Raw genomic sequence first — 26,165 nt, 5'->3', positions numbered from 1 at the left:
TCATCCGTTGACATCGCCCCCGCACCCGACCATGCTAAGCAGTTGCTTAGGAATGCGAGCGAGAGGCCGGGAACATGGCAGAACCGAGGACCTTCACCTCCCCCGACGAGCTGAGGGCCGCCGTGGGCGAGCAGCTTGGCCACACGGACTGGCTGGAGATCGACCAGAAGCGGATCGACCTGTTCGCGGAGGCGACCGGGGACCACCAGTGGATCCACGTGGACCCGGAGAAGGCCGCCGCGGGGCCGTTCGGGACGACCATCGCGCACGGCTATCTCACCCTCTCCCTACTGCCGCTCTTCGGCCCGCAGCTGCTCCGGGTCGAGGGCGTGCGGATGGGCGTCAACTACGGGACGAACAAGGTCCGCTTCCCCTCCCCCGTCCCGGTCGGCTCCCGGCTGCGCGCCACCGCGGCCATCACCGGCGTCGAGGACGTCACGGACGGCATCCAGGTGACCCTGGCCTTCACGGTGGAGCGGGAGGGCGGGCAGAAGCCCGTGTGCGTCGCGGAGTCGGTGTCCCGGTACTACCTCTGAGCCGGGGCGTCCGGCTCGGCGCCCACCATGCGCAGCACGAGGCCGGCGTAGAGCGCGCCGACCTCCTCGGGCGTGCGGGGCCCGTCCACGTTGAACCAGCGGGCCACGTCGATGCAGAGCGAGAGCACCGCGAGGGTGGTGCCCTGCACGTCCGGAACCCGGAACTCGCCCGCGGCGACACCGTCGTCGATGATCCCGCGCACCTCGGCGTCGACCTGGCGGCGCAGCGCGACGATCTCGGCGCGGGCCGCGGGGCCGAGCGCGTCGAGTTCGTACTGCACGACCCGCGCCGTGGTGCGGCGCCCGGCGTGCCAGCGGACGAAGGAGCCGACAGCGTCGGCGAGCCGCTCGGTGGCGGTGCCCTCGCGCCGGGCCGCCGTGCGCAGGATGTCGAGGGCCTTGTCGTGGCCGATCCTGCTGATCCGGTGGAGCAGCTCTTCCTTGGTCTTGTAGTGGATGTAGAGCGCGGCCGGGCTCATGCCGGCGCGGCCCGCGATGTCGCGGGTCGTCGTCGCGTGGTATCCGCGCTCGGCGAAGGCCTCCACGGCCGCGACCAGCAGCCGCCGTGCCGCGTCAGGGGTGACCTGTTCCCACGGCTCGACCTCGCCGCCGGTCGTCTCCTCCGCCGTACTCATCGCTCGCTCGCCCCTCTCGGTGACAGGAGCACCACCATACCGCCGAAGGTGAGCGCTCGCTTAGAGCGGCCGTCCGGCGGAGTGCGCGCCCACCGGGAACCGCTCAGAGCTTCTCGAAGGGATCGTGCTCGGCGAGCAGCTTCTCCAGCCGTGCCTGGTCGACGCGGCTGACGATCTGCCCGGCCTCCTGCCGGTCCCGGATCACCTTGGCGAGGGTGAAGGCGGACGTGACGAGGTAGAGGACGGCGATGGCCAGGAAGGAACGCACCCAGGCGTTGGCGTCCAGCCGGAGGATGCCGATGGCGGTGGCCGCCATGGCGACCGCGAAGGAGGCGACGGCCTGACCGTAGAAGGCCGCCGTGTTCTGCTGCTTGACCGGTGTGTCACTCATGCGACGAGCATCGGCGGACGCGGCCCGCGCCACATCCGCCGGGATACTCAGAACGGCTACTCAGGAGGACCGGGAGGAACGGCTCAGAAGGCGGAGACCCCGGTGAGCTCGCGTCCGATGAGCAGCTTCTGGATCTGGCTGGTGCCCTCGTAGAGGGTCATCACACGGGCGTCGCGCAGCAGCTTGCCGGCCGGGTACTCGTCGATGTAGCCGTAGCCGCCGAAGACCTGGAGGGCGTTGTTGGCGGCGCGGACGGCGGCCTCGGAGGCGAACAGCTTGGCCTTGGAGGACTCGACGGCGAACGGCCGGCCGCGGTCGATCAGGTCGGCGACCCGCCAGGTGAGCAGCCGGGCGGCGTCCACGTCGACGGCGATGTCGCTTATCAGTTCCTGTACGAGCTGGTGCCGGGCGATGGGCTTGCCGAACTGCTCGCGCTCACCGGCGTACCGCACGGCCGCGTCCAGCGCGGCCTGGGCTATGCCGACGCATCCGGCGGCGACCGACATCCGCCCCTTGGCCAGCGCGGACATCGCCACGGAGAAGCCCTTGCCCTCCTCGCCGACCAGCGCCGAGGCGGGCACCCGCACATCGTCCAGGACCAGTTCGGCGGTGGCCTGGCCGCGCAGGCCGAGCTTGCCGTGGATGGTGCGGCGGGTCAGGCCGGGCGTGTCCGTGGGCACCAGGAAGGCGGAGACGCCCTTGTGGCCGGGGGCGTCGGTGGACCGGGCGAAGAGCAGCACGACGTCGGCCCAGGTGCCGTTGGTGATGAACATCTTGGTGCCGCTCAGGACGAAGTCGTCGCCGTCGCGCACCGCCCGGGTGGCGAGGTTGCCCGCGTCGGAACCGGTGCCGGGCTCGGTGAGGCCGAAGCAGCCGACGTACGCGCCGGCGGTCAGCCCCGGCAGCCAGCGCCGCTTCTGCTCCTCGCTCCCCCAGGCGGCGACCGACTTGGCGACGAGCCCCAGGGACACCGACACGATCCCGCGCACCGAGGAGTCGCCGCGCCCCAGCTCCTCGGTGACCAGGCAGTACGCGAGGTGGTCGCCGCCGGAGCCGCCGTACTCCTCGTCGATGGTCAGCCCCAGGAAGCCGACCTCGCCGAGCTTCTTGACGATGCCCCGGTCGACCTCCTCCGCCCGGTCCCAGGCGACCACGTGCGGGGCGATCTCGCGCTCCACGAAGTCCCGGGCGAGCTGCCGTACGGCGGCCTGCTCCTCGCTCAGCTCCAGGTTCACCACGCGATCACCCCACACGGATACGGATCTTGAAAGACGTACATTTAAATTAGCACTGCTAGTTTCCGATGACAGCCCTACTATGTGCGCCATGGCCCGACCGCGCAAGCCCCTCCTCAGCACCGACCGGATCGTCGAGACGGCCCGGGAACTCGTGGACGCGGAGGGCCTGGCGGCCGTGTCCACCCGGCGGCTCGCCGCCGAGCTGGGGGTGAGCGGACCCTCGCTCTACAACCACTTCCGCACCAAGGACGAGATCCTGGAGGCGGTCGCGGACTCGGTGAGCGGGCAGGTCGACCTGGCGATGTTCGAGGACGGCCGGGACTGGCGGACCGCGCTGCACGACTGGGCCGTCTCCTACCGGACCGCGCTGCGCGACCACCCCAACATCGTCCCGGTGCTCGCCCGTGGGCCCGGCCGCCGCCCCGCCGCCCTGCGGCTGGCGGACGCCGTGTACGGCGCGATGGTCGAGGCGGGCTGGCCGCCGGCGCAGGCCACGTCCATCGGCGCGCTGATGCGCTACTTCATCATGGGCTCCGCGCTCGGCTCCTTCGCGGGCGGCTTCGTGGACGACGCGAGTGCGTACGACCCCTCCGACTACCCCCACCTCGGGCAGGCCCATCTCCTCGCCGACCAGCAGGAGAAGATCGACGAACGGGCCTTCGAGACGGGACTGACCGCGCTGCTCGACGGGCTGGCGCAGCAGTACGAGCGGGCACGGCAGAGCGTGTGACGGCACCTGCGTGAGGGCACCTCGACACTTCGGCCCGCGCCGAAGCGTCGGTGCCGCATGCTGGGTGCATGACCACCAAGGACACCCGGGCCGCCGGGCTCGCCGCGTTCGCCTCGCTGGTCGCCGACGAGACGCGGGCCGCCTGCCTGCTGGCGCTGCTGGACGGACGGGCCTGGACCGCCGGGGAACTGGCCCGGCACGCGGGGGTGGCCCCGTCCACGCTCAGCGAGCACCTGGGCAAGCTGGTCGCCGGCGGTCTGCTCGCGCAGGAGCGGCAGGGGCGGCACCGGTACGTGCGGCTGGCCGACGCCCGGGTCGCCCAGCTCGTCGAGGACCTGGCCGCCCAGGTGACGCCCGCCGGGACCCCGCGCCCGCGCACCCTGCGGGAGTCGAGCGCGGGCTCGGCGATGGCCCGGGGCCGTACCTGCTACGACCATCTCGCCGGACGGCTGGGCATCGCGATCACGGACGCGCTCACCGAGCGGGGCCTGCTCCGCCAGGACACCGGGTTCGCGCTGACGGACGCGGGACTGCGGTGGTACGGCACGGCGGGGATCCCCCTCGACCGGTCGGCCCGGCGGCCCCTGGCCCGGGCGTGCCTGGACTGGACCGAGCGGCGGCCCCATCTCGCGGGCTCGGCGGGCGCCGCGCTGTGCCGCCACGCGCTGGACGCGGGCTGGTGCGAGCGGATCGGGTCCGAGCGGGCGGTACGGGTGACTCCGCCGGGAGTGCGGGCGCTGTACGAACTGTTGGGTATCGAGCGGGAGGCGTTGAGCTGAGTACGGCTGAGGGGGTGGCGGTGGTGCCGGTCGCCGGGTGCGGGTCCACTGTGGCCGGTCGCGCCCGTTCCTCGCGCCCCTCGCCCCCCCAAGGCGCCGTCGCTTTTCCGCCGGCCCGCATCACACCGTCCCGCCTAGCCTCAGGAGCATGATGAGCAACGCCCCACGTCACCCCTTGCTGCCCGCCGCCGCTGCCGCCCTCACCGTCGTGCTCTGGGCCTCCGCCTTCGTGGCGATCCGCAGTGCCGGTGACGCCTACTCGCCGGGGGCGCTGGCGCTCGGGCGGCTGCTGGCCGGAGCCCTGACGCTGGGCGTCCTGTGCGTCGTACGGCGCGAGGGGCTGCCGCCCAGGTCGGCCTGGCGCGGCATAGCCCTCTCCGGGGTGCTCTGGTTCGGGTTCTACATGGTCGCCCTGAACTGGGGCGAGCAGCGGGTGGACGCCGGCACCGCCGCCCTCGTCGTGAACGTAGGCCCGCTGCTGATCGCCCTGCTCGGGGCCCGGCTGCTCGGTGACCCGATGCCGCCGAGGCTGCTGGCGGGGATGGCCGTGTCCTTCGCCGGTGCCGTGACCGTGGGTCTTTCGATGTCGTCCGGGGGCGGCGGGGCCTCGCTGCTCGGGGTGGTGGCGTGTCTGCTCGCGGCGGTGGCGTACGCCGCCGGGGTCGTGTCGCAGAAGCCCTCCCTGGGGCAGGCGAGCGCCCTGCAGGTGACGACGTTCGGGTGCCTCGTCGGCGCGGTGGTCTGCCTGCCGTTCGCCGGGCAGCTGGTGAGCGAGGCGGCCCACGCGCCCGTGTCGGCGACCCTCGACATGGTCTACCTGGGTGTCTTCCCGACCGCGCTGGCCTTCACCACCTGGGCCTACGCCCTCGCCCGCACCACGGCGAGCCGGATGGGCGCGACCACGTACGCCGTGCCGGCGCTGGTCGTGCTGATGTCGTGGCTGGTGCTCGGTGAGGTGCCGGGGGCGCTCACACTGGTGGGCGGGGTGCTGTGCCTGGCGGGTGTGGCGGTGTCGCGGTCCCGGACGGCCGGACGGTCGCGCCGGGTCGCGGCCGGGGAGCCGCGACCCGAGAAGGTCCGCTGAGCCTACGGGCGCCGGGCCCTCAGAACACCACCAGCGCGCGGCCGCCCTTGCCCGCGAGCATGTTCTCGAAGGCCGCCGGGATGCCCTCCAGCGCGATCCGCTCGGTGACCAGCGCCGAGAGGTCCAGCCGTCCCTCCCGCACGTGCTCGGCGAGGACCGGGACGTCGCGGGCCGGGTCGGTGTTGCCGTAGACGCAGCCGGACAGGGTGCGGCCCCAGTGGAAGATCTCCAGGGCGTTGAAGGTGACCTGCTGGTCCTTGCCGCCGATGCCGACGACGGTCGTGCGGCCGCCCCGGCGGGTGGAGTCCCAGGCGGCGCGGATGCTGACCGCGCGGCCCACGCACTCCACGGCGACGTCGACACCCTGCTTGCCCGTGAGGGCGCGGATCTCGCGCGCGGTGTCCTCTGAGGCGAGGACGTAGTCGGTGGCCCCGGCCGCGCGGGCCAGTTCCTCCTTCTCCGGCGAGACGTCCACGGCGATGATCCGGGAGGCGGCGGCGATACGAGCCGCCTGGAGCGTGGCGAGGCCCACTCCGCCGGCGCCGAACACCGCGACCGTCTCGCCCCGCCGGACCCGCGCCGAGTGGTGGACGGCGCCGTAGCCGGTGAGGACGGCGCAGCCGAGCAGGGCGGCGTCGGTGAGCGGGACGCCGCCCGGCAGGGGCAGCACGCAGGAGGCGGCGACCACCGTCTCCTCGGCGAACGCGGCGACGTTCAGGCCCGGGTGGAGCTCGGTGCCGTCGCTCGTGCGGGCGTACACGCCGGCCGCGCCGGCCAGGGCGTTGGCGCACAGCCAGACCTCGCCCAGCGCGCAGGCGTGGCAGGTGCCGCAGGACGGCGCCCAGTTGAGGACGACGGGGGTACCGGGCGCGACATGGGTGACGCCCTCCCCCACGGACACCACGGTGCCCGCGCCCTCGTGGCCGAGGACCGCCGGGACCGGCACCCGCATGGTGCCGTTGGACAGGGACAGGTCGGAGTGGCAGACACCGGCGGCGGCGAGGCGGACGCGGACCTGCCCGGGGCCCGGGTCGGGCAGCTCGATGCCGGTGATCTCCAGGGGTGCCCCGATGGCGGGCAGGACGGCGGCTCGTACGGCCATGGCTCGCTGACTCCTCAGAACTGCAGGGACTTGGTCTGGAGGTACTCGGCAAGTCCGTGGCTGCCGAGTTCCCGGCCGACCCCGGACTGCTTGTAGCCGCCGAACGGGGCGAGCGGGTTGAACCGGCCGCCGTTGATGTCGACCTGGCCGGTGTCCATCCGGCGGGCGAAGGCCACCGCCTCGGCCTCCTCCCCGGCCCAGACGGCGCCCGCGAGCCCGTACACCGTGCCGTTGGCGATGCGCAGGGCGTCGTCCTCGTCCTCGTAGCGCAGGACGGACAGGACCGGGCCGAAGATCTCCTCCTGGGCGACGGTCATCTCCGGCGTGACGTCGGCGAGGACCGTCGGGCTGACGAAGTACCCCCGCTCGCGCGGTGATTCGGGGCCGCCCGCGACCAGGCGGGCGCCCTCGGCGACGCCCTTCTCGATGTAACCGACCACGCGGGCCCGCTGCTTGGCGTTGACGAGCGGGCCGATGCGGTCGCCGTACCTGGCGGCGGCGGCCGCGGCCAGTTCGACGGCCTCGTCGTACTGGTCGCGGTGGACCAGCATCCGGGTCCAGGCGCTGCACGTCTGGCCGGAGTTGGACATGACGTTGGCGACGCCCACGTTGACCGCCTTGGCGAGGTCGGCGCTCGGCAGGATGACGTTGGCGGACTTGCCGCCCAGTTCCAGCGCCACCTTCTTCACCGCCGCACCGGCCGCCGCGCCGATCCGCCGTCCGACCGCCGTGGAGCCGGTGAAGGAGACCAGGTCGACGTCCGGGTGCTCGGCGAGGGCCTGCCCGGCGACCGGGCCGAGACCGGTGACGAGGTTGAACACACCGGCCGGGACGCCGGCCTCGTGGACGGCCTCGGCGAAGAGCTGGGCGGTGAGCGGGGTGTCCTCGGCGGGCTTGAGGACGACGGTGCAGCCGGCGGCGAGGGCGGGGGCGACCTTGGCGACGATCTGGTGCAGCGGGTAGTTCCAGGGGGTGATCGCACCGACCACGCCGACCGGCTCGTGCAGCACGGTGGAGTTGCCGACCCTCTCCTCGAAGGAGTGGGCCGCGGCCAGCTCGGCGTAGGAGCCCGCGACCGCGATCGGCACGCTCGCGTGCACGGCCTGCGAGAACTGCAGGGGGGAGCCCAGCTCGGCGGTGACCGTCTCGGCGATCTCGTCCTTGCGGGCCACCAGGACGTCGCGGAGGGCGGTGAGGCGGGCGGCGCGCTCGGCCGGGGGTGTGGCCGCCCAGGCCGCGAGGGCCGCGCGGGCGGCGCGTACGGCGGTGTCGACGTCGAGCGCGTCACCGGCCGGGACCCGGCCGACGACCTGTTCGTCGGCCGGGTTCACGACCTCGATCACGTCCCGGCCGGCGGCGGGGCGCCAGGCGCCGTCGATGTACTGGCCGTCATGTGCCTTCATGGTGCTTCCTCCCGGCGGGTCTCCGTCGTCCGGCAACAAACTAGCGGCGATAGTTTTCGCGCGCCAGACTCGCCCGGGTGCCGCCGGTTCCCCGGCATCCGGACGTACCGGGACATCATCGCCGGATCGGCGGCGGTTCACTCCTCCAGGTCGGGCAGCCGGGCCGGGGACGGGCAGATGCGGTCGCCGTGCTGGTCGAAGACGAAGAGGTGGGCGAGGTCGACGAGCAGGGGCACCTGCATGCCGTGGCGCAGCCGGATGTCGGGGGTGGTGCGGACCACCAGGTCGCCGGGGAGCCGGCCCTCCGGCGGCGCGGGCTCGGGCACGAACTCCTGCGGCTGTTCCAGCACCACCACGGGGCCGGCCCGCAGCGACCCGGCCCGCTCCCGCAGCCGGTCCAGCACGGTAGCGCCTTCGCGGCGGCGCCGGCGCGCGGGCCTTGCGGCCGGGCGCGGGGCCTCCAGCTCGGGCACCACGGCGGGGCGCGAGCCGGTGTTGAAGTGCACGAGGGTCTCGTGCCCCTGGAACTCCATGTGCTCCACCAGCCCGGTCAGCGGCACCTCTCCGGGCCGGGCGGCGCTGTGCTTGGCGATGCGCACCGCCTCCGAGCGCAGCCCGACGATGATCTCGCGGCCCTGCTGGACGCGGAGCAACTGGTGGTCGAGGGAGAGGGGTTCGGGCAGGCGCAGGTACTGCTTGCCGAGGCTGATGGTCATGGCGCCGTCGAGCGGGGCGCGCACCAGGCCGCGCAGCAAGTTGATGCGCGGGGTGCCGATGAAGGCGGCGACGAAGACGTTGCGGGGCAGCGCGTAGACCTCGCGCGGGGTGCCGACCTGCTGGAGCACCCCGCCGCGCAGCACGGCGACCCGGTCGCCGAGGGACATCGCCTCGGACTGGTCGTGCGTGACGTACACCGTGGTCACGCCCAGTTCACGGGTGAGCTGGGATATCTCGGCCCGCAGGTGGTTGCGGAGCTTGGCGTCGAGGTTGGACAGCGGCTCGTCCATCAGGAACGCGGAGGGGTGCCGGGCGATGGCCCGGCCCATGGCGACCCGCTGGCGTTCGCCGCCGGAGAGCTGGCCGGGGAACCGGTCGAGCAGGTCCTCGATCCCGAGCATGCGGGCGGTGGCGTCCACGCGCGGGGCGGGGTCGGCGGCGGGGGCCTCGATGCGCAGCGGGAAGCCGATGTTGTCGCGGCTGGTCATGCTCGGATAGAGGGCGAAGTTCTGGAAGACCATGGCGATGTCCCGCTCGGAGGGCAGCCAGTCGTTGGCGTGCGCACCGTCGAGGAACAGCTCGCCGTCGTCTATCTCCTCGAGTCCGGCGATCATGCGCAGCACGGTGGACTTGCCGCATCCGGAGGGGCCGAGCAGGACCAGGAACTCGCCGGGTGCGATGTCCAGCGAGAACCGGTCGACCACGCGGGGGCCCCGGGCGTAGGACTTGCTCACGTCGTGCAGAGAGATGGCGCGTGTCATGGGTGGCTGCCCCCGGGGGCTGTGCGGAGCGCCGCTGCTCCGTGGTCCGGGGCCCCGTGCGGACGTACGGGGCCCAGGGGCATGCCGTCGCGTTCCCGCCGCGCGGCCGGCGGGAAGGGGACGACAGGCCCCACGAGTCACGGAAGTTAACGGAATGTGCCCGGCCGGGGAAGAGTGGTGACGATGTCCGGAACCACGCCCCAGGCGAGGGCCGAAACGGAAGCGCGGGTTCGGGCTCCGGGCCGCCCGGTGCGGGCCGCGGGAGGCGGGGCCCGCAGGGGTCAGCCGGTCGCGGTGAGGTGGGCGAAGACCACCACGTTGCTCGTGTAGCCGGTGCGCCGGCTGTACAGACCGCCGCAGGTGAGCACGCGCAACTCCGGGCGCCGGGAGGGGCCGTAGACCTCCTTGTCGGGGAATCCGGCCTTGTCGTACACCTTCACCCGGTCCACGCTGTAGACGGCGGTACGGCCGTCCGCGCGCCTGACCTCGATCGGCTTGCCGGGTTCGACCTGGGCCAGGGCCGCGAAGACGGCGGCGCCGGTCAGGGTGTCGCGGTGGCCGACGGCGATCGCCGTGCCGGTCTCCCCCGGCGTGGGACCACCCTGGTACCAGCCGACCTCCTTCGGGCGGTCCAGCGGCGGTGTCGACAACTGCTGTTCGCGGTCGAGTCGCAGACCCATGACCGGGGCGTCGATGCCGAGGGACGGGATACGGAAGTCCGTCGGCCGGGACCGGGTGGACAGGGGGCGGGGCGGGGGTGCCTGGTCGGACTCCCCCTGCCGTCCGTCGCTGCCGGCCCGGCCCCCCGCCTGGGCCGGTCCGTCCGGTCCGCCGCACCGGACCCCCACCGTCACCAGGACGCCCGCGAGCAGGGCCGTCCTGACGAGGCGGTAGGCACGGGTCCGGTACCACGGCCTGGGTCGGCGCCTACGCGGCACCATGGGGCCGCCGGCGGATCAGCCGGATGTACACCGCGCCGCTGACCGCGACCAGTCCGACGGCCGCGGCGGCCGCCACCGGCGAGAACGCGCCCGTCGTGTCGACGAGGCCGCCGCCGCCCGCGTGCACACCGCCCTTGGGGCCGTCGTTGTGGTCGCCGCCCGAGCCCCAGGCCGAGTCGCTCTGCTGGTCGTGGTTCTGCTGGTCGTGGTTCTGCTGGTGGTCCTCGATCTGGCCGCCCGGACCCTGCTGGCCCTCCACCCTGCCGTCACGGCAGTTGACGCGGAAGACCTTCTCCTTCAGGGCCGGTGGCGTCCCCACGGTCCAGCTGATCTTGTACTGCCCGTCCGCGAGTCCCAGCGGGTCGGTGTGGCCCGCGCCGCCGGCGAGCTGGATGCTGCCCGTCACGGTGGCGGCGGTGGGCAGCGGAGGCTGGGGCGTGATGGTGTAGGTGATGGCGGGCAGCGCGTCGAAGTTGACCGCCTCGAGGAAGAACTTGCAGACCACCGGGTCGTCCTTCGCCGACCCGATGAACGACGGCGGGTTGGTGGAACGTGCGTTGTGGATCCTGATGTCGCCGTTCTCCCCTACCGCCATCGCCGCCGGCGCCGCCACCCACGACGCGCCCGCCGCGGCGAGGGCGGTGAGGACGACGGTGGCACCCGCGCGGGAGAAGGTGCGTGGAAGTGTCAGGGTGGGCATGCAAGCTCCTCCGAGTTAGACGATTTTCATACAAATCGCTCTTCCTGGACTCTCACGCATGCACTCCACGGCCCGCGGCACCAACGCCGGACGCGCCGTCAGATATCGCTCGTGCGGCGCAACGCGGGTTCCTTCTGCCCCGTCTCCGCTGCCGGACCGGCCTCCGGGGACCGCTTTCCGCCGTCCGGCGCCCGCACCGCCACCGCCGAGGACAGCAGCAGCAACGCCCCCAGCATCACGAACGGCGCGGCCACTCCGGCCACGCCCGCGACCAGGCCCGCGGCGGCCGGGGCGGCGACCTGGCCGAGCCGGTTGCCGGTCAGGCGCAGGGCGAGCGCCGTGGAGCGGGCACCGGCCGGGGCGGCCTGCACGACCGTCGTCATGGAGAGCGGCTGTCCGACGCCGAGGCAGAACCCGAGGGCGGTGAGCATCGCGCCGAGCGCCCACATCGGCACCGGCACGGCCATCCCCGCGCACAGCACGGCCGCCAGGAAGCAGGTCACCGTGAGCAGCGCCGGGCGGCCCAGCAGCCGCAGCAGCGGGGTGAGGACGAGCCGGCAGGCGATGGTGGCCCCGGCGCGCAGACCGAGCAGGACACCGATCACCGCGGGGGCGATGCCCCGGTGCTCGCCGACCACCGGGAGATAGGCGGTGAGAATGTCGGTGGCGGAGAGCACAGAGAGGCTGATGATCATCCCCGCGGGCACGCCGCGGGCGCGCAGGATCCCGCCGACCGGCACTCTGCCGCCCTGCGGGGAACGGGAGTTGACGGCCGCGCGGTCCTCGACGCGCCACAGCGAGGTGAGCGCGAGTGCCCCGCCCGCGCCCGCCACGACGAGGGCGAGCGCGCTGCTTCCGGCCATGTCGGGGCCGCCGATGAGGGCGCCCGCGGCGACCGGCCCGACGAGCTGGCCGAGGGAGGCGCCGATGGTGAAGTGCCCGAAGTTGCGGTCCTGTTCGTGTGGCGCGGACTGCCGGGCCACCAGCGACTGGGCGCCGATGACGAAGCTGAGGTGCCCGAGCCCCATCACGCCGCTCCACAGAGCCGTCGCCCACAGCGAGCCGGCCAGTCCGCTGAGTGCACAGCCCCCGGAGATGAGGACGACGCCCACCGGGAGCAGCGGAGCACAGCGGCCGTGGTCGGTACGGCGGCCGAGCGGTACGGCCGCGAACAGCGGGATCAGGGCGTACACCCCGGCGATGACACCGACCGCCCGCTCGTCGGCGCCGAGCGCCAGCGCCCGGTAGGAGACGGCGGGCCGGGCCATCGACACCGCCCCCTGCGCGAGGCCGAAGGCGACGACGAGGCGGAGCAGCCAGCCGCGGTTCCCACCGGGCGCCATGAGACCTTCTCCTTCCGGGGGACTTCGCGGATGCCTGTCCGGGAGGCCGGGCGAGGTGGTCAGACGGTGCCGAGGTGGTCAGACGGTGCCGAGGACGACGGCAGCGCCGAGCACCACCAGGGAGGTGAGGACGGCCCACTTCACCACGAACCGGGTGTGGTCGCCGAACTCGACCTTGGCCATGCCGACGAGGACGTACACGGCCGGGACGAGCGGGCTGGACATGTGCAGCGGCTGGCCGACGATCGAGGCGCGGGCGATCTCCACGGTGGAGACGCCGTGGGCCTGGCCCGCCTCTGCCAGCACCGGCAGGATGCCGAAGTAGAAGCCGTCGTTGGACATGAAGTACGTCAGCGGGATGCTCAGTACGCCGGTGACGAGGGCCATGTGCGGGCCCATTCCGTCGGGGATGTTGCGCACCAGCCACTCGGCCATGTGGTCCACCATGCCGGTGCCCTGCAGCACTCCGGTGAAGACGGCGGCGGCGAAGACCATGCCGGAGACGTTGAGGACGTTCTCGGCGTGCGCGGCGATCCGGGCCTTCTGGTCCGGCATGTGCGGGAAGTTGACGGTCAGCGCGAGCGCGGCGCCGAGCAGGAACAGCACCGGGATCGGCAGCAACTCCATGATCATGGCGGTGAGCAGGGCGACCGTGAGCAGCGCGTTGAACCAGTACAGCTTCGGCCGCAGGGTCGCGCGGCCGGGGTCCAGGCCCTGGAAGCCCTCGTCCTCGGGTGCCTCGGGCAGGCTCCCGCCGGAACCGGTGCCCCCGGCGCGCTCCGGAGTGCCGCTGGAACCGGCGCCGACCAGCACGGTCTCCGTCTCGGGCGCCTCCACCAGCGCCTCGTCCAGGGTGAGCACGCCGAGCCGCTTGCGCTCGCGCCGGCCGAGGACGTACGCGAGGACGAGGACGAACAGCAGGCCCGTGGCCAGGGCCGGGATCATCGGGACGAAGATGTCGCTCGCGTCCAGCTTCAGCGCCGTCGCGGCCCGCGCGGTCGGCCCGCCCCACGGCAGGGTGTTCATCACGCCGTTGGCCATGGCAGCCACGCCGGTCATCACGACCATGCTCATCTTCAGCCGCTTGTACAGCGGGTACATCGCCGAGACGGTGATCATGAAGGTGGTGGAGCCGTCGCCGTCGAGGGAGACGATCGCGGCCAGGAGGGCCGTGCCGACGACGATCCGCAGCGGGTCGGCCTTGCAGAACCTCAGGATGCCCCGGACGACCGGGTCGAAGAGGCCGACGTCGATCATCACACCGAAGTAGACGATCGCGAACATGAGCATCGCCGCGGTGGGGGCGAGGCCGGTGACGCCGTCGATGACGTAGTCGCCGAGGTGGGCGCCCTTGCCCACGAAGACACAGAAGAGTGCCGGTATGAGCACGAGCGCCGCGATCGGCGACATCTTCTTCAGCATGATCAGGACCAGAAAGGTCGCGATCATGGCGAAGCCGAGGATGGTCAGCATGTGGATACCTAACGTTCGCCCTTGAACATCCCACCTGGGGCCGGCGGTGCGACGACGTTAGGTCCCGTCAAACGGCGTTAACAAGTGGTTGACACGCGAGCAATAAGCGCGAAAGTCCAGGTCACAGCTTTGCTCAGGTCAACGTGGTGAGCTTTTCGGGTACGGCCGCCACCTCGACCGGCACTCCGTTGAGGACCGCGTTGCCGGACAGCGGGTCGAGCCGGCTGCCGTCGAGGAGCTGGTTGACGTTGACGCCGGGGTCGGTGCCGGCGTGGCTCAGCCGGACGCCCGGGCGGTCGTGGCCCCAGCCGTGCGGCAGGCTCACCACACCCGGCCGGACCGCGTCGGTGACCTCGGCGGGCGCGGTCACCTCTCCCCCGGCACCCTTCACCCGCACCGGTGCCCCGTCCGCTATGCCGAGGCGTGCGGCGTCGCGCGGGTGGAGCTGCAGGGTGCAGCGGTTGCTGCCGCCGGTGAGGGCGGGCACGTTGTGCATCCAGCTGTTGTTGGAGCGCAGGTGACGGCGGCCGACGAGGACGAGTGCGGCCGGGCGCTCGCGCAGGGCCTCGCGCAGCCGGGGCAGGTCGCCGGCGATCGGCGCGGGCAGCAGTTCGACCTTGCCGCTCACGGTCTTCAGGGGCTGCGGCAGGCGCGGGCGCAGCGGGCCCAGATCGATGCCGTGCGGGTGGTCGAGCAGCTTGCGCAGCGTCAGTCCGTCGGGCCGGGCGCCGAAGCCGTCGCCGTAGGGGCCGAGGCGCAGCATCAGGTCGAGCCGCCGCTCGGGGCCGCTCTCCCCGGTGAGCCGTGCGGCGAGTTCCCCCGGATCGCGGCCGTGCACCGGGGAGTGGGGTTCCTGGACGGCCTTGCCGAGGGTTTGGTCGACCACCATCGTGTCCACGGCGGCCGGGTCGGCGCCGTGCATGCCCGTCGCGGCCAGGACCAGCCGGGCGAGGATCTCGGTCTCCGCCATGCGGCCGGGTTCGAGGGGGACGGCGGGGCGGCTGTAGCGGACCTGGTTGCGGACCGCGAGGGTGTTGAAGGCGAAGTCGTGGTGCGGGCTCTGCGAGGGCGGTGGCGGGGGCAGTACGACGTGGGCGTGGCGGGAGGTCTCGTTGAGGTACGGGTCGACGCTGACCATGAAGTCCAGCGAGGACAGGGCCTTGTCGAGGCGGTCGCCGTCGGGCGCGGAGAGCACCGGGTTGGCCGCGACCACGACGAGCGCGCGGACCGGCTCGCCCTCGCCGGTCGCGGTGTCGATCTCCTCGGCGAGCGCGGAGAGCGGCAACTCGCCCTTGGCCTCGGGCAGATGCCGTACGCGGGAGTGCCAGCGGCCGAGGGCGAAGCCGTGTCCGGGGCCGGCCGGGCGGGGGGTCCGGTCGGTGGCGGCCTGCGGGAAGAGGGCGCCGCCCGGCCGGTCCAGGTTGCCGGTGAGGACGTTCAGGACGTCGACCAGCCAGCTCGCGAGGGTGCCGTGCGGGACGGTGCAGCTCCCGATGCGGGCGTAGACGGCGGCGGTGGGGGCGGCGGCGAGTTCGCGGGCGAGGGTGCGGATGAGGTCCGCGTCGAGGTCGCAGGCCGCGGCCACCGCCTCGGGAGTGAAGTCCTTCATGGCTTCGCGGAGTTCGTCGACATCCTGGACGTGCGGGGCGAGCGCGCCGAGGTCGGTCAGCTCCTCCTCGAACAGCACGTTGGCCAGCGCGGCGAGCAGCAGGGCGTCGGTGCCGGGGCGGATCGCCAGGTGCCGGTCGGCGAGTTTCGCGGTGCGGGTGCGGCGGGGGTCCACCACGGTGAGCCGGCCGCCGCGGGCCCTGAGGGCCTTGAGCCTGCCGGGGAAGTCCGGGGCGGTGCACAGACTCCCGTTGGACTCCACGGGGTTGGCGCCGATCAGCAGCAGGTGGTCGGTGCGGTCGAGGTCCGGGACCGGGATGGCGTTCGCGTCACCGAAGAGCAGACCGCTGGAGACGTGCTTGGGCATCTGGTCGACCGTGGAGGCGGTGAACAGGCTGCGGGTGCGCAGGGCGGCCAGCAGGACCGGCGGGTAGAGGGCACCGGCCATGGTGTGCACGTTGGGGTTGCCGAGGACCACTCCGAGAGCGTGGGGCCCGTACCGCTCGACGACCGGGCGCAGACCCGCGGCGACCACGTCGAAGGCCTCGTCCCAGGTGGCCTCGCGCAGCGCGCCGTCCTCGCGGACCAGTGGCACGCGCAGCCGGTCGGGGTCGCCGTCGACGGCCCCGAAGGAGGCGCCCTTGGGGCAGATGAAGCCCTTGCTGAAGACGTCCTCGCGGTCGCCGCGGGCGCCAGTGACCCGGGTGCCCTCGACGGTGAGGGTCAGCCCGCAGGTGGCCTCGCACAGGGGGCAGATTCGCAGGGCGGTGCGGGGCACGGGTCCTCCCGGAGGATCGGCGGCGATGCCGGGCCCGCTCCGGTGGGCCCGGGCGGGCTCCGGCGGGCTCGGGAGGTGAGCATACCGACCGGTAGGCATGGAGGGGAGCCCCCCGGCGGCGGCCGTGACCGCGGGACGGTTCAGTCGAGGACGCGTCCCAGGTACGCCCGCAGCAGCTCGCGGGTCTCGTGGATGATCGCCTCGTCCCCGTCGGGATCGACCCGGAAGGCGAGCTGCACGAGGGTGTCGGCGCTCTCCACGGCGACCAGGAAGACGCGGCGCAGCTCCTCGCCGGGGGTGCGGCCGAGGTAGCCGGAGAGCAGGTCGGTGAGCCGGCCGGCGACCCGGGTGTTGGGCTCCGCCTGCCGGGCGCCGACCGGGATCTGGTTGCCGAAGTCCACGAGGGAGAAGCCGGGCGCGGTGCGCTTCATGGCCAGGTACTCGTCGAGCACGGCGTCCACGGCGGCCCGCCAGTCGCCCCGCCGCTCCCGCTTCAGCCGCTCCGTGACGCGTTCGGTGTACCGCTCCAGGTTGCGCTGGGCGAGGGCGTCGGCCATCTGCCGCTTGTTGCCGAAGAAGCGGTAGACCGAGCCGATGGGCACCTCGGCGCGCGCGGCCACCGCCCGGGTGCTCAGGGCGTCGTAGCCGGCCTCGTCGAGGAGGTCGGCGCAGGCGTCCAGGATCCTGGTCAGCCGTTCGGCGCTGCGCCGCTGGACGGGCGCGCGGCGAAGCGATGTCGCGTGGGGCACGGACTTCATGATGCCTCTCCGCCGGGGCCGGGTGAACCTCGCCCCCCAGTACGGGAAAGGGTGGCTGTTGCACTCATCGGCGGTACGGGCCGGGTGGCCGTCGCACCGGCCGGCAGGGCGGAGAGGGCGGCCCCGCCGCTCGCCGGGGGTGCGGCACCGGCCGCGTTCAGGGCCCGTCGGTGCGGGCGTCCGCGGCCGGCCGCGTCTCCGCGCCGGAGGCCGTGATGTCGGCGGTGCCCTGCACCGGCTCGCCGCGCACGGCCCACACCGTGCCGTCGTCGGCGTACAGGCGGGCGGTGACGTGGTGGGTGCCGTGCGGGACGAGCCGGCCGGCCAGGTGGTACTCGGGCGCGCGCAGCCGGGTCACCCGGCGGCCGTCGACGTAGAGGCCGGCGAGCCCGCGGCCGGGCACCGCCCGCGGCCGGGTGTCCGGACCGGAGAAGCGGAAGTGGCGCAGCGTCAGCCGGACGTCCCAGCCGCCCGCGGTGTCCGGGGCCACCTCCACGGCGACCTCCGGCGCGCCCCGGCCGCCGGCCTCGCGCAGATGCCGGCCGGCCTCGTCCGTGCCGTCCAGGACCTCGCCCACCGGCGACGGAGCGACGGCCCCGGTGCGGTCGTACGCCCCGCCGGTCCCGCAGCCCCCCGCTCCCAGCGGCAGCAGAACCGAGACCGCGAGCGCGGTGAGGATCCTGCCCGTCCATGACCTCCATGACATGCCCGGGAGGCCAGAACAACGTCCCGTCACCCCGAATCCCCCTGAAGTCTGGTTCCCGGCCTACCCCTTCGGGTGGACCCGGCGCGAGACCCCAGGACCCCCTTGCGCCCGGCCCTCACCATTCCTACGGTGATGCATAGGAATCAGGAGCGCAAGGGAGCGATCAATGAGCGGGGACGCACGGAAGACCGCCGAGGGACTGTCGTACCTGACCGGGTTCGGCAACGAGCACGCCTCGGAGGCGGTGCCGGGCGCCCTGCCCGAGGGGCGCAACTCGCCGCAGCGCGCGCCGCTCGGCCTGTACGCCGAGCAGCTCAGCGGCACGGCGTTCACCGAGCCGCGGGCGCACAACCGGCGCTCCTGGCTGTACCGCGTCCGTCCCTCGGCCGCACACCCCGCGTTCACCCGCACCGGCAACGGTGCGATCCGCACGGCGCCCTTCACCGAGACCGTGCCCGACCCCAATCGGCTGCGCTGGAACCCGCTGCCCGAGCCGCCGGCCGGCACCGACTTCCTGGCGGGGCTGTGGACGCTGGGCGGCAACGGCGACGCGACCCAGCGGACCGGCATGGCCGTGCACCTGTACCACGCCAACGCATCGATGGAGCGGGTCTTCTCCGACGCCGACGGAGAGCTGCTGATCGTGCCGGAGCGCGGCGGCCTGCTGCTGCACACCGAGTTCGGCCGGCTCCATGTGGAGCCCGCACATGTGGCGCTCATCCCGCGCGGGGTGCGCTTCCGTGTGGAGCTGCTCGATGAGTCCAGCCGCGGTTATGTGTGCGAGAACTACGGGGCGCCGTTCCAGCTCCCCGACCTCGGGCCGATCGGCGCCAACGGACTGGCCAACGCCCGGGACTTCCGGGCGCCGGTCGCCGCGTACGAGGAGGTGGAAGGGCCGGTGGAGGTGGTCAACAAGTTCTGCGGCAACCTCTGGACCGCCACGTACGACCACTCCCCGCTCGACGTGGTCGCCTGGCACGGCAACCATGTGCCGTACGTCTACGACCTGCGCCGTTTCAATGTGATCGGCACCATCTCCTTCGACCACCCCGACCCCTCCATCTTCACGGTGCTGACCTCCCCGTCGGACACCCCGGGCCTGGCCGGGGTCGACTTCGTGGTGTTCGCCCCGCGCTGGCTGGTGGGCGAGGACACCTTCCGGCCGCCGTACTTCCACCGCAACGTGATGAGCGAGTACATGGGCCTCATCGAGGGCGCCTACGACGCCAAGGCCGAGGGGTTCGTGCCGGGCGGCGGCTCGCTGCACAACATGATGTCGGCCCACGGCCCGGACCGGGAGACCTTCGACCGGGCGAGCGCGGCCGAGCTGAAGCCGCAGCGGGTCGACGACGGGCTTGCGTTCATGTTCGAGACCCGCTGGCCGCTGACGCTCGCCCCGCAGGCTGCCGGGGCCGGCCACCTCCAGCAGCGGTACGACGACGTCTGGCAGGGCCTCGAGCGTCACTTCCGCGCGCGGTGACGGCTCCGTTGCACCGAACGATCCCGAACAGGTACGGATAGCCCCGTGACCTCCTTCGCCCCGGATTCGATCGTCCTGAACCGCAAGCTGCCGCTGTGGTACCAGGTGTCGCAGTCGCTGCGCGCCTCGATACTCGGCCGCTCACCGCAGGACCCGCTGCGGCTGCCCACCGAGGAGCAGCTCGCCGGGCACTACGGGGTGAGCGTGCTCACCATGCGGCAGGCGCTGAAGGAACTGGAGGACGAGGGGCTGATCAGCCGGCACCGGCGGCGCGGCACGTTCATCGAACCCGACGCGCGGCGCGGCGCCCCGGTGCGGCTGCTGGGCTCGGTGGACGCGATCGTCGCCCAGCAGTCCGGCATGACGACCGAACTGCTGGAGCAGGGCAGCACCCGCGTGACCGGCGAACTCGCCGAGTACTTCCCGGACCTGGCGGAGGTGGCGACGTACCACCGTCTGCGCAGCGACGAGAAGACCGGTGAGCCGACCAACCACGCCCGCAACCACGTCCGCCCCGAACTCGCCGCGCGCATCGACGTGCGGGACCTGGTCCGCTGGCCGATGACGAAGGTGCTGCGGGACGTCGTCGGCGCGGACATCAGCCGCATCACGGACACCGTGGAGGCCCGGCTCGCCGACCCGGAGACCGCGCGGCTGCTCCAGGTACCGCTGCTCAGCCCGATCCTGCACTACACGGGCGTGACCTACGATGCCGCCGGCCGGGCGCTGGACGTGGCGGTCATCCACTACCGGGGCGACCGCTTCTCGTTCACGGTGACCCTGGACGCCACCTGACCCGGCCGTCACCGGCAGGCTCTACGATGCCCAGCGTGACGCACGACGACGCTCCGCCGCTGGCGGACCTCATGCCGTGGTCCGTCGCACCGATGCGGCCGGGCCGCGCCTGGCCGACGGCGCCCGATCCCGCCTCCCTGCGGGCCCGCTGGGACGCGCTGCTCAGGGCCGGGGGCCCGGACCGGGAGACCCTGTTCGAGCCGACCCGCTCCCGCACGGCGCACTCCGCGGTGGGCCAGCTCCCCGGCCAGTCCTCCGGCACCGAACGGCTGGCGCGTGCCGAGGGCCCCTGCGCCGAGCCGCTACGGGTGCTGGCGGCACCCTTCGACGAGCGGTGGCTGATCCCGGACCACCGGCTGCTCGACGTGGCCCGGCCGGAGCTGTGGCGGGTGGCGGGCGGGCCGCAGGTGTTCCTGGCCGAGACGGGCGACGACGGTCCGCTGCTCGCGACCTCGCTCCTGCCGCTGCTGCGCCCCGGCCGTGTCCGGCCGCTGTACCGCCGCCCGGACGGCACGGAGCCGAACCTGGCGCCCGGTCTGCTGGACCACCTGGCCGCCTTGCTGGGGGAACGCCCCACAGCCATGGACGTGCTGGCCTGGATCCTGGCGGCGGCCCGCCCCGGCCGCACCGTCCCGCTCACCCGGGACGCCGGTGTCTGGGCGGCCGGCGTGGAGCTGGGCCGCCGCATGCTGTGGCTGATGCGCCGCGAGGGCGAACGCCCCAAACTGCCCGGCGGCCGCCGCCCCTACGTCCGCGCGCCCCTGCCCGCGCGTCCCCTCACCCTGCACTACGACCGCGAGGAGGAGGCGCTGCACCTCGACGGGGGCCGGGTCTCCCCCGTGCCGCCGGAGGCCTGGGACCACGAGGTGGCCGGGGTCCGGGTCCTGGAGGCCTGGTTCGCGGCCCGCACCGCTCCGGCGGAGCCGGGCACCCTGGCCGCGATCCGTCCCGCCACCTGGCCGCAGGGATGGACGTCGGAGCTGCTGGAGCTGGTCACGGTGCTGACCCTGCTGGCGGAACTGCGGCCGCGGCGCGCCGCCCTGGAGGTCACCTCACCGGTCACCGCCGCCGAACTGCGCCGCGCCGGCGTCCTCCCGGTCCCGGCTTCCGCCCGCCGCCCCGCCTCGGTCCTCGACCACCAGGAGGAGGGCCCCGACGGCCAGTTCGCCCTGCTCTAGACCCCGTCGCGCAGAGCGGCCTCCAGCCGGGCGATGCCGGCGGCGCCCTCGGCCCGGCGCGTCCGGGAGGGGTCCCGGACGGGCATCCTGCGCTTGGTCTCAGGGCGAGTCGGCGCTTCGCGCGGCCCCGGTCCGTGCGGTGAGGGTACGGGGGCGTGGTGGCCGGGTGCTGACAGGACCGCCGGTCAGGGGAGATCATCCGCCTCATGGATCATCTGCCGCTGCCCCTGGAGGGCATCACCGTCGTCGCCGTCGAACAGGCCGTGTCCGCGCCCTTCGCCACCCGGCAGCTCGCCGACCTGGGCGCCCGGGTCGTCAAGGTGGAACGGATCGACGGCGGTGACTTCGCGCGGGGTTACGACACCGCCGCCGGGGGTCTCGCCTCGCACTTCGTCTGGTGCAACCGCGGCAAGGAGTCCATCGCCCTGGACCTGAAGGACCCGCGCGGCCTGGCGGTCGTACGGCGGCTGGTCGCGGACGCGGACGTGTTCGTGCAGAACCTCGCCCACGGGGCCGCCGCCCGGCTGGGGCTGGACGCGGCCACGCTGTGCGCGGAGCACCCGCGGCTGATCGCCGTGGACATCTCCGGGTACGGCGGCTCGGGCCCGTACGCCGGCAAGCGGGCGTACGACATGCTCGTGCAGTGCGAGGCCGGGCTCGTGTCGGTGACCGGGACGCCCGGGCAGCCGGTCAAGGCGGGCATTCCGGCGGCGGACATCGCGGCGGCCATGTACGCCTTCTCCGGCGTGCTGGCGGCGCTCGTCCGGCGGGGCACCACCGGCCGGGGCGGGCCGGTGGAGGTGTCGATGCTGGAGGCGCTCGCGGAGTGGATGGGGCATCCGCTGCACCACGCGATGCACGGGGGCGAGCCGCCGGCCCGCACCGGCCTCGCGCACGCCGTGATCGCGCCGTACGACGCCTATCCGACGGCGGGCGGCGGGCGGGTGCTGCTGTCGGTGCAGAACGACCGGGAGTGGCGCCGGCTGGCCGAACAGGTCATGGGGAGGCCGGAGTTGGGGACGGACCCGGACTTCGCTACGAACGCGGCCCGGGTGGCGAACCGGGGGCGGACCGACGAACTGGTCGCGGACGCGCTGGGAGTGCTCGGCGCCGACGAGGCGCTGGCCCTGCTGGAGAAGGCCGGGATCGCCTGCGCGCGGCTGCGTGACCTGTACGAGCTGGCGGAGCATCCGCAGCTCGCGGCCCGGGAGCGGTGGCGACGGGTGGGTACGCCGGTCGGGCCACTGAAGGCGCTGCTGCCTCCCATCACACTGCCGGGCGGGGACGGGGCACGGATGGGCGACGTGCCCGCGCTCGGACAGCACACCGGGGCCCTGCTGCGTGCCGTGGGGATGACGGACGACGAGGTCGCAGCGTTGCGCCGGGACGGTGTGGTGGCCTGAGCGCGGGCCCCGGACGGGATCCGGGACCGCCGGCCTGCTCAAGGACCCCGCGGGGCCTCGCGGGGTTCGCTCGGTACTCGGCTCGGCGCCGGCTCAGTGGCCGCCGAACAGCGAACGGCGCAGCCGGCGCAGCGGCGCGAACAGGGAGACCCGGCTGACCCGCCGGCCGCGGTCGCTGCGCTGGTGCGCGGTGTCACGCGCCGTCAGCTCACGCATCAGCGAGATGGCCTCGGCCGTCTCCACCTGCGGTACGGCGGGACCCGCCAGCACCGACAGATGGCGGTCGAGGCGCGAACTGGTCGCGCTGCTCCCGCAGGTGATCGCAGGGACCCTGGCCCTGCTGCGCACTGTTATCTGCTCCATGTCACTCCCCACCCGTACGAGTCCACCCGGCCCGGGCAGGGTAACCCTATCGCCCCGGTGGAGCACCCGTGTATCTCGCCCACAGGATTCACCTTCCCCACAAGGAGGTTGACCATGCGTCGTCGACTACTCTCCGAATCCGACCGCTTTCAGGGTGAGTTGAGCAACCGGCTGACCAGTGGGCTGCGCCGATCCGCCGCCGGGCTCGACGGTCACGGCGAGTGACGTAGACGATCTGCCGAGACCCTTGGCGACCAAGGGCGTGTCGCCCGCGAGGAGGCCCAGGGAGCGCGGTAGCGCATGGGGGCGCATGAGCCAGAGCTGGTGCACGCGGCCACCGGAAGGGCTGCCGTATCCGCTGAGGGTGACGACGGCCCGCCCCTCCGAGGCGGAAGCGATCACTCCGATACCGCGGCCCCGGGCGTCCTCGCTCGCGGTGGCGCGGGCGTCGGGAGCGGCGAGAACGTGGGCGATCTCACGTGTCCGGGCCTGCTCCGCGTCCAGCCGCTCCTCGGTGCGGTTCGCCTGGACGGCGAACAGGGAGGCGACGACGAGGGCCGCGGCGGCGGTCGCCGTGGCGAACGGGACGAAGAGAGGGCGGCGTGCCCGGGGCGTACGGGCGCGCGCGGGCGGTGGCTGTCCTCCCCAGACGTGCGGGGGCAGTTGGGGCGCGCGCTCCCGGGTGGGCGCCTGCTCCTGGGGAGTGGCGCGGACGGCGGCCAGCACCCGGTCGCGCAGGGCGGCCGGCGCGGGGGCGGCCGTGGACCAGGCGAGGCGTACCGCGTCCTCGGACAGCGCACGCGTCTCGGCGGCGCAGCGTTCGCAGTTCGCCAAGTGCTTCTCGAAGCGGCGCCGTTCGCCGGGTTCGAGGGCGTCGAGCGCGTAGGGCGCGGCGAGGGAGTGCAGGTCCCCGCGGCCCAGCAGGCGGCCGAGGATGCTCACGCGGCACCTCCCAGGCAGTCGCGTAGCCGGGTGAGCCCGTCGCGCATCCGGGTCTTGACCGTGCCGAGCGGCAGCGAGAGCCGCTCGGCCACCTCACGGTAGGTGTACCCGTCGTAGTAGGCGAGGGTGACGGACTGGCGTTGCAGCGCCGTGAGCCGGTTCAGGCAGCGGCGCACCCACTCGCGCTCGAGACCGGCCTCAACCTCCTCGGTGACGTGGTCGAAGGCCGGTTCCCCGGCGCGCAGCGCCTCCCGCTGCTCGCGTTCGCCGGCCGCGCGTGCGCTGCGCACCCGGTCGACGGCGCGGCGGTGGGCGAGCGTGAGGATCCAGGAGAGGGCGCTGCCCCGCCGGGGGTCGAACCGGCCCGCGGAGCGCCACAGTTCGAGCAGCACCTCCTGGGCCACCTCCTCGGACTGCGAGGGGTCGCGCACCACCCGCCGCACGAGCCCGAACACCGGTCCGGACACCAGGACGTACAGATCCTCGAACGCCCTCTGGTCGCCGCCCGCCACGAGCACCAGCAGTTCGTCCGCCTCCACCCCGGTTCCCCCTCCGTGGCCGCAGCCGGCCCGGCCCCCGCCTCTGACTCCACGCATCCGCACGAGCGCACACCTCCGGCGGTTGATACGCATCGGCGGCCCGAAAACGCGGGTCCCGGAAGGTCCGAAAAAAACTTCCCGGCCGACCAATCCGATCGGCGATCCCGCTCCGTATACCCCTCCGTCAAAGCAAGTCGGTACTGAGGACGGACGGCATGACACCTCTCTTCTCCAGGAGCGGCACCGGTCGCAAGGGCCTGGTCACGCTCATCTGCGGTGCGCTGGCCGCCGGGGGGCTCGCAGCCGCCGGCGTCGCCACGCTGGAACCCGGGGCGGCCTCCGCCTCCTCCCACCGCGAGGCCCCGCTGATCTCGGGGACCCCGCAGTACGACAACACGGACCTGTACGCGTTCGTCAGCCCGGACAAGCCCGACACCACGACGATCGTGGCCGACTGGATCCCCTTCGAGGAGCCGGCCGGCGGCCCGAACTTCTACACGTTCGCGGACGACGCGCAGTACGACATCCACGTCGACAGCAACGGTGACGCGCAGGGCGATCTGCTGTTCCGCTACACCTTCAGGACGCACACGAAGAACGGCGCCACGTTCCTGTACAACACCGGTCCCGTCACCAGCCTGGACGACCCGGACCTCAACATCACCCAGACGTACGACATCGACCTGATCCGGCTGAAGGACCAGCACGAGGTGTCGAAGACCAAGCTCGCGGACGACGTGCCGGTGGCACCGTCGAACGTGGGCAAGGCGTCCATGCCGGACTACGGCAAGCTGCGCTCGCAGGCCGTGTACAAGGCGGCGGGCGGTGCCGCGACCTTCGCCGGCCAGGCCGACGACCCCTTCTTCCTGGACCTGCGCGTCTTCGACCTGCTGTACGGCGGCAACCTCACCGAGGTCGGCCGGGACACGCTCAAGGGCTACAACGTCAACACGATCGCTCTGCAGGTGCCCAACGACCTGATACGCGAGTCCGGCGAGCAGCCGGTCGTCGGCATCTGGTCGACCACCCAGCGCCGCAACGCGCAGGGCTACTACTCGCAGGTCTCGCGCCTCGGCAACCCGCTGGTGAACGAGGTCGTCAACCCGCAGAAGGACAAGGACCGGTTCAACGCCTCGCAGCCCTCGTACGACGCCCAGTTCCTGAAGAACGTGACCAACCCCGAGCTGCCCAAGCTCATCGAGGGCATCTACAAGATCAAGGCGCCCGCCGAGCCGCGCAACGACCTGGTCGACGTCTTCCTCAAGGGCGTCAAGGGCCTCAACCAGCCGCCGAACGGGAAGCCTTCGGAGCAGTTGCGGCTGAACACCTCGATCAGGCCCAGCATGCACCCCAAGCGGCTGGGCGTGCTGGACGGTGACAACGCGGGCTTCCCGAACGGCCGCCGGCTCACCGACGACGTGATCGACGAGGCTCTCCAGGTCGTGGAGGGCGAACTGGTCGGCGCGAAGAACGACCTGGGCGACGCGGTGGACAAGAACGACAAGAAGTTCGAGAAGTACTTCCCCTACGTCGCCGAACCCACCGCCGGTTCGCGCGGCGCGCTCGCCAAGGGCACGACCAAGGGCGCGGACGTGCGCAGTCAGCTCGGCGACGCGCTGCGGCCGGCCGGGGCCGGCTCCTCCGGCTCCGGGAACACCGTGCTGATCGCCGCCTCGGCGGCCTCGGGCGCGGCCGGCATCCTGCTGATCGGCACCGCCCTCGCCTGGTGGCGCCGCCGGATGCAGCGCCCGTACTGACACACCCCCGAACCGGCGCGGCCCG

At 73.2% G+C, this 26,165-nt stretch carries 25 protein-coding genes; 9 read left to right on the top strand and 16 right to left on the bottom strand.

The features are described from left to right. The first annotated feature begins 74 nt into the window (after window positions 1–74). Entirely contained in the window at window positions 75–536 is a 462-nt protein-coding gene (locus tag ACZ6B1_RS20610; RefSeq protein WP_468780320.1) for a MaoC family dehydratase, read from the top strand. Here the strand turns inward: ACZ6B1_RS20610 and ACZ6B1_RS20605 are convergent. The 3 genes from ACZ6B1_RS20605 to ACZ6B1_RS20595 form a co-directional block, all read right to left on the bottom strand. Beyond that, entirely contained in the window at window positions 527–1,171 is a 645-nt protein-coding gene (locus ACZ6B1_RS20605; RefSeq protein WP_468780318.1) for a TetR/AcrR family transcriptional regulator, read from the bottom strand. The genes ACZ6B1_RS20610 and ACZ6B1_RS20605 overlap by 10 nt on opposite strands. A gap of 103 nt (window positions 1,172–1,274) precedes the next feature. Next, window positions 1,275–1,562: a YiaA/YiaB family inner membrane protein gene (locus ACZ6B1_RS20600; protein ID WP_468780316.1), complete on the bottom strand. Its 288-nt coding sequence runs from the start codon at window positions 1,560–1,562 to the stop codon at window positions 1,275–1,277. Window positions 1,563–1,645: 83 nt separating this feature from the next. Next, window positions 1,646–2,797: an acyl-CoA dehydrogenase family protein gene (locus ACZ6B1_RS20595; protein WP_468780883.1), complete on the bottom strand. Its 1,152-nt coding sequence runs from the start codon at window positions 2,795–2,797 to the stop codon at window positions 1,646–1,648. Window positions 2,798–2,888: 91 nt separating this feature from the next. On the opposite strand from ACZ6B1_RS20595, the gene ACZ6B1_RS20590 reads away from it, so the two are divergent. From ACZ6B1_RS20590 to ACZ6B1_RS20580, 3 genes are all read left to right on the top strand, one after another. Then, on the top strand, window positions 2,889–3,530 hold the full coding sequence (locus tag ACZ6B1_RS20590) for a TetR/AcrR family transcriptional regulator (RefSeq protein ID WP_468780314.1): 642 nt from the start codon (window positions 2,889–2,891) through the stop codon (window positions 3,528–3,530). 68 nt (window positions 3,531–3,598) lie between these two features. Continuing rightward, a complete protein-coding gene (locus ACZ6B1_RS20585; protein ID WP_468780312.1) occupies window positions 3,599–4,309 on the top strand; it encodes an ArsR/SmtB family transcription factor in 711 nt (236 codons plus the stop codon). A gap of 148 nt (window positions 4,310–4,457) precedes the next feature. After that, window positions 4,458–5,393: a DMT family transporter gene (locus tag ACZ6B1_RS20580; protein WP_468780310.1), complete on the top strand. Its 936-nt coding sequence runs from the start codon at window positions 4,458–4,460 to the stop codon at window positions 5,391–5,393. Window positions 5,394–5,412: 19 nt separating this feature from the next. On the opposite strand, the gene ACZ6B1_RS20575 is transcribed toward ACZ6B1_RS20580, so the two are convergent. The 10 genes from ACZ6B1_RS20575 to ACZ6B1_RS20530 form a co-directional block, all read right to left on the bottom strand. Then, entirely contained in the window at window positions 5,413–6,495 is a 1,083-nt protein-coding gene (locus ACZ6B1_RS20575) for a Zn-dependent alcohol dehydrogenase (protein ID WP_468780308.1), read from the bottom strand. Window positions 6,496–6,509: 14 nt separating this feature from the next. Beyond that, window positions 6,510–7,898, bottom strand: coding sequence for an aldehyde dehydrogenase family protein (locus ACZ6B1_RS20570; protein ID WP_468780306.1), 1,389 nt, complete (start codon window positions 7,896–7,898; stop codon window positions 6,510–6,512). A 137-nt stretch (window positions 7,899–8,035) separates the two neighbouring features. After that, complete coding sequence (locus tag ACZ6B1_RS20565) at window positions 8,036–9,376, bottom strand: ABC transporter ATP-binding protein (RefSeq protein ID WP_468780304.1); 1,341 nt, start codon at window positions 9,374–9,376, stop codon at window positions 8,036–8,038. Window positions 9,377–9,657: 281 nt separating this feature from the next. Next, the gene (locus ACZ6B1_RS20560) at window positions 9,658–10,317 is read right to left on the bottom strand and encodes a class F sortase (RefSeq protein WP_468780302.1); all 660 of its coding nucleotides are present in this window, start codon (window positions 10,315–10,317) and stop codon (window positions 9,658–9,660) included. Beyond that, complete coding sequence (locus ACZ6B1_RS20555; RefSeq protein ID WP_468780300.1) at window positions 10,304–11,017, bottom strand: hypothetical protein; 714 nt, start codon at window positions 11,015–11,017, stop codon at window positions 10,304–10,306. Before ACZ6B1_RS20555 ends, ACZ6B1_RS20560 begins: the two co-directional genes overlap by 14 nt. A 98-nt stretch (window positions 11,018–11,115) precedes the next feature. Continuing rightward, a complete protein-coding gene (locus ACZ6B1_RS20550) occupies window positions 11,116–12,360 on the bottom strand; it encodes an MFS transporter (protein ID WP_468780298.1) in 1,245 nt (414 codons plus the stop codon). Window positions 12,361–12,438: 78 nt separating this feature from the next. Continuing rightward, the gene (locus tag ACZ6B1_RS20545; protein ID WP_468780296.1) at window positions 12,439–13,833 is read right to left on the bottom strand and encodes a CitMHS family transporter; all 1,395 of its coding nucleotides are present in this window, start codon (window positions 13,831–13,833) and stop codon (window positions 12,439–12,441) included. Between the two features lie 133 nt (window positions 13,834–13,966). Continuing rightward, entirely contained in the window at window positions 13,967–16,219 is a 2,253-nt protein-coding gene (locus ACZ6B1_RS20540) for a molybdopterin oxidoreductase family protein (RefSeq protein WP_468780294.1), read from the bottom strand. A gap of 140 nt (window positions 16,220–16,359) precedes the next feature. Further along, window positions 16,360–16,977, bottom strand: a complete 618-nt coding sequence (locus ACZ6B1_RS20535; protein ID WP_468780292.1) for a TetR/AcrR family transcriptional regulator — start codon at window positions 16,975–16,977, stop codon at window positions 16,360–16,362. A gap of 157 nt (window positions 16,978–17,134) precedes the next feature. Next, window positions 17,135–17,683 (bottom strand): hypothetical protein, encoded by a 549-nt coding sequence (locus ACZ6B1_RS20530; protein ID WP_468780290.1) that lies wholly within the window; start codon window positions 17,681–17,683, stop codon window positions 17,135–17,137. Window positions 17,684–17,849: 166 nt separating this feature from the next. Here ACZ6B1_RS20530 and hmgA point away from each other — a divergent pair, with 166 nt between their 5' ends. From hmgA to ACZ6B1_RS20510, 4 genes are all read left to right on the top strand, one after another. Continuing rightward, the gene (gene hmgA / locus ACZ6B1_RS20525; protein WP_468780288.1) at window positions 17,850–19,163 is read left to right on the top strand and encodes a homogentisate 1,2-dioxygenase; all 1,314 of its coding nucleotides are present in this window, start codon (window positions 17,850–17,852) and stop codon (window positions 19,161–19,163) included. A gap of 45 nt (window positions 19,164–19,208) precedes the next feature. Further along, window positions 19,209–19,958 carry a GntR family transcriptional regulator gene (locus tag ACZ6B1_RS20520; RefSeq protein WP_468780286.1) on the top strand — a complete coding sequence of 250 codons (750 nt, stop codon included), beginning with the start codon at window positions 19,209–19,211 and terminating at the stop codon, window positions 19,956–19,958. A gap of 26 nt (window positions 19,959–19,984) precedes the next feature. Then, a complete protein-coding gene (locus ACZ6B1_RS20515) occupies window positions 19,985–21,136 on the top strand; it encodes a type ISP restriction/modification enzyme (RefSeq protein ID WP_468780284.1) in 1,152 nt (383 codons plus the stop codon). A gap of 206 nt (window positions 21,137–21,342) precedes the next feature. Beyond that, a complete protein-coding gene (locus tag ACZ6B1_RS20510; protein WP_468780282.1) occupies window positions 21,343–22,539 on the top strand; it encodes a CaiB/BaiF CoA transferase family protein in 1,197 nt (398 codons plus the stop codon). Window positions 22,540–22,632: 93 nt separating this feature from the next. On the opposite strand, the gene ACZ6B1_RS20505 is transcribed toward ACZ6B1_RS20510, so the two are convergent. The 3 genes from ACZ6B1_RS20505 to ACZ6B1_RS20495 all read right to left on the bottom strand — a co-directional run bounded on the left by ACZ6B1_RS20505 (window position 22,633) and on the right by ACZ6B1_RS20495 (window position 24,383). Next, a complete protein-coding gene (locus ACZ6B1_RS20505; protein ID WP_468780280.1) occupies window positions 22,633–22,902 on the bottom strand; it encodes a hypothetical protein in 270 nt (89 codons plus the stop codon). Between the two features lie 126 nt (window positions 22,903–23,028). After that, a complete protein-coding gene (locus ACZ6B1_RS20500; protein WP_468780278.1) occupies window positions 23,029–23,844 on the bottom strand; it encodes an anti-sigma factor in 816 nt (271 codons plus the stop codon). Further along, window positions 23,841–24,383, bottom strand: coding sequence for a sigma-70 family RNA polymerase sigma factor (locus tag ACZ6B1_RS20495; RefSeq protein ID WP_468780882.1), 543 nt, complete (start codon window positions 24,381–24,383; stop codon window positions 23,841–23,843). The genes ACZ6B1_RS20500 and ACZ6B1_RS20495 overlap by 4 nt, the downstream gene beginning before the upstream one ends. A 215-nt stretch (window positions 24,384–24,598) precedes the next feature. Between ACZ6B1_RS20495 and ACZ6B1_RS20490 the strand changes: the two genes are divergently transcribed. After that, window positions 24,599–26,140, top strand: coding sequence for a DUF4331 domain-containing protein (locus ACZ6B1_RS20490; protein WP_468780276.1), 1,542 nt, complete (start codon window positions 24,599–24,601; stop codon window positions 26,138–26,140). Window positions 26,141–26,165: the final 25 nt, after the last annotated feature.

Source organism: Streptomyces sp. NPDC041129 (assembly GCF_055592265.1).
This window is presented reverse-complemented; position numbering and strand designations above follow the sequence as displayed.

Bases quoted from the DNA above. Each gene is read 5' to 3' on its own strand.
- ACZ6B1_RS20610 (WP_468780320.1), top strand. From the start codon at position 75: ATGGCAGAACCGAGGACCTTCACCTCCCCCGACGAGCTGAGGGCCGCC.
- ACZ6B1_RS20605 (WP_468780318.1), bottom strand. From the start codon at position 1,171: ATGAGTACGGCGGAGGAGACGACCGGCGGCGAGGTCGAGCCGTGGGAA.
- ACZ6B1_RS20600 (WP_468780316.1), bottom strand. From the start codon at position 1,562: ATGAGTGACACACCGGTCAAGCAGCAGAACACGGCGGCCTTCTACGGT.
- ACZ6B1_RS20590 (WP_468780314.1), top strand. From the start codon at position 2,889: ATGGCCCGACCGCGCAAGCCCCTCCTCAGCACCGACCGGATCGTCGAG.
- ACZ6B1_RS20585 (WP_468780312.1), top strand. From the start codon at position 3,599: ATGACCACCAAGGACACCCGGGCCGCCGGGCTCGCCGCGTTCGCCTCG.
- ACZ6B1_RS20580 (WP_468780310.1), top strand. From the start codon at position 4,458: ATGATGAGCAACGCCCCACGTCACCCCTTGCTGCCCGCCGCCGCTGCC.
- ACZ6B1_RS20575 (WP_468780308.1), bottom strand. From the start codon at position 6,495: ATGGCCGTACGAGCCGCCGTCCTGCCCGCCATCGGGGCACCCCTGGAG.
- ACZ6B1_RS20570 (WP_468780306.1), bottom strand. From the start codon at position 7,898: ATGAAGGCACATGACGGCCAGTACATCGACGGCGCCTGGCGCCCCGCC.
- ACZ6B1_RS20565 (WP_468780304.1), bottom strand. From the start codon at position 9,376: ATGACACGCGCCATCTCTCTGCACGACGTGAGCAAGTCCTACGCCCGG.
- ACZ6B1_RS20560 (WP_468780302.1), bottom strand. From the start codon at position 10,317: ATGGTGCCGCGTAGGCGCCGACCCAGGCCGTGGTACCGGACCCGTGCC.
- ACZ6B1_RS20555 (WP_468780300.1), bottom strand. From the start codon at position 11,017: ATGCCCACCCTGACACTTCCACGCACCTTCTCCCGCGCGGGTGCCACC.
- ACZ6B1_RS20550 (WP_468780298.1), bottom strand. From the start codon at position 12,360: ATGGCGCCCGGTGGGAACCGCGGCTGGCTGCTCCGCCTCGTCGTCGCC.
- ACZ6B1_RS20545 (WP_468780296.1), bottom strand. From the start codon at position 13,833: ATGCTGACCATCCTCGGCTTCGCCATGATCGCGACCTTTCTGGTCCTG.
- ACZ6B1_RS20535 (WP_468780292.1), bottom strand. From the start codon at position 16,977: ATGAAGTCCGTGCCCCACGCGACATCGCTTCGCCGCGCGCCCGTCCAG.
- ACZ6B1_RS20530 (WP_468780290.1), bottom strand. From the start codon at position 17,683: ATGTCATGGAGGTCATGGACGGGCAGGATCCTCACCGCGCTCGCGGTC.
- hmgA (WP_468780288.1), top strand. From the start codon at position 17,850: ATGAGCGGGGACGCACGGAAGACCGCCGAGGGACTGTCGTACCTGACC.
- ACZ6B1_RS20515 (WP_468780284.1), top strand. From the start codon at position 19,985: ATGCCCAGCGTGACGCACGACGACGCTCCGCCGCTGGCGGACCTCATG.
- ACZ6B1_RS20510 (WP_468780282.1), top strand. From the start codon at position 21,343: ATGGATCATCTGCCGCTGCCCCTGGAGGGCATCACCGTCGTCGCCGTC.
- ACZ6B1_RS20505 (WP_468780280.1), bottom strand. From the start codon at position 22,902: ATGGAGCAGATAACAGTGCGCAGCAGGGCCAGGGTCCCTGCGATCACC.
- ACZ6B1_RS20490 (WP_468780276.1), top strand. From the start codon at position 24,599: ATGACACCTCTCTTCTCCAGGAGCGGCACCGGTCGCAAGGGCCTGGTC.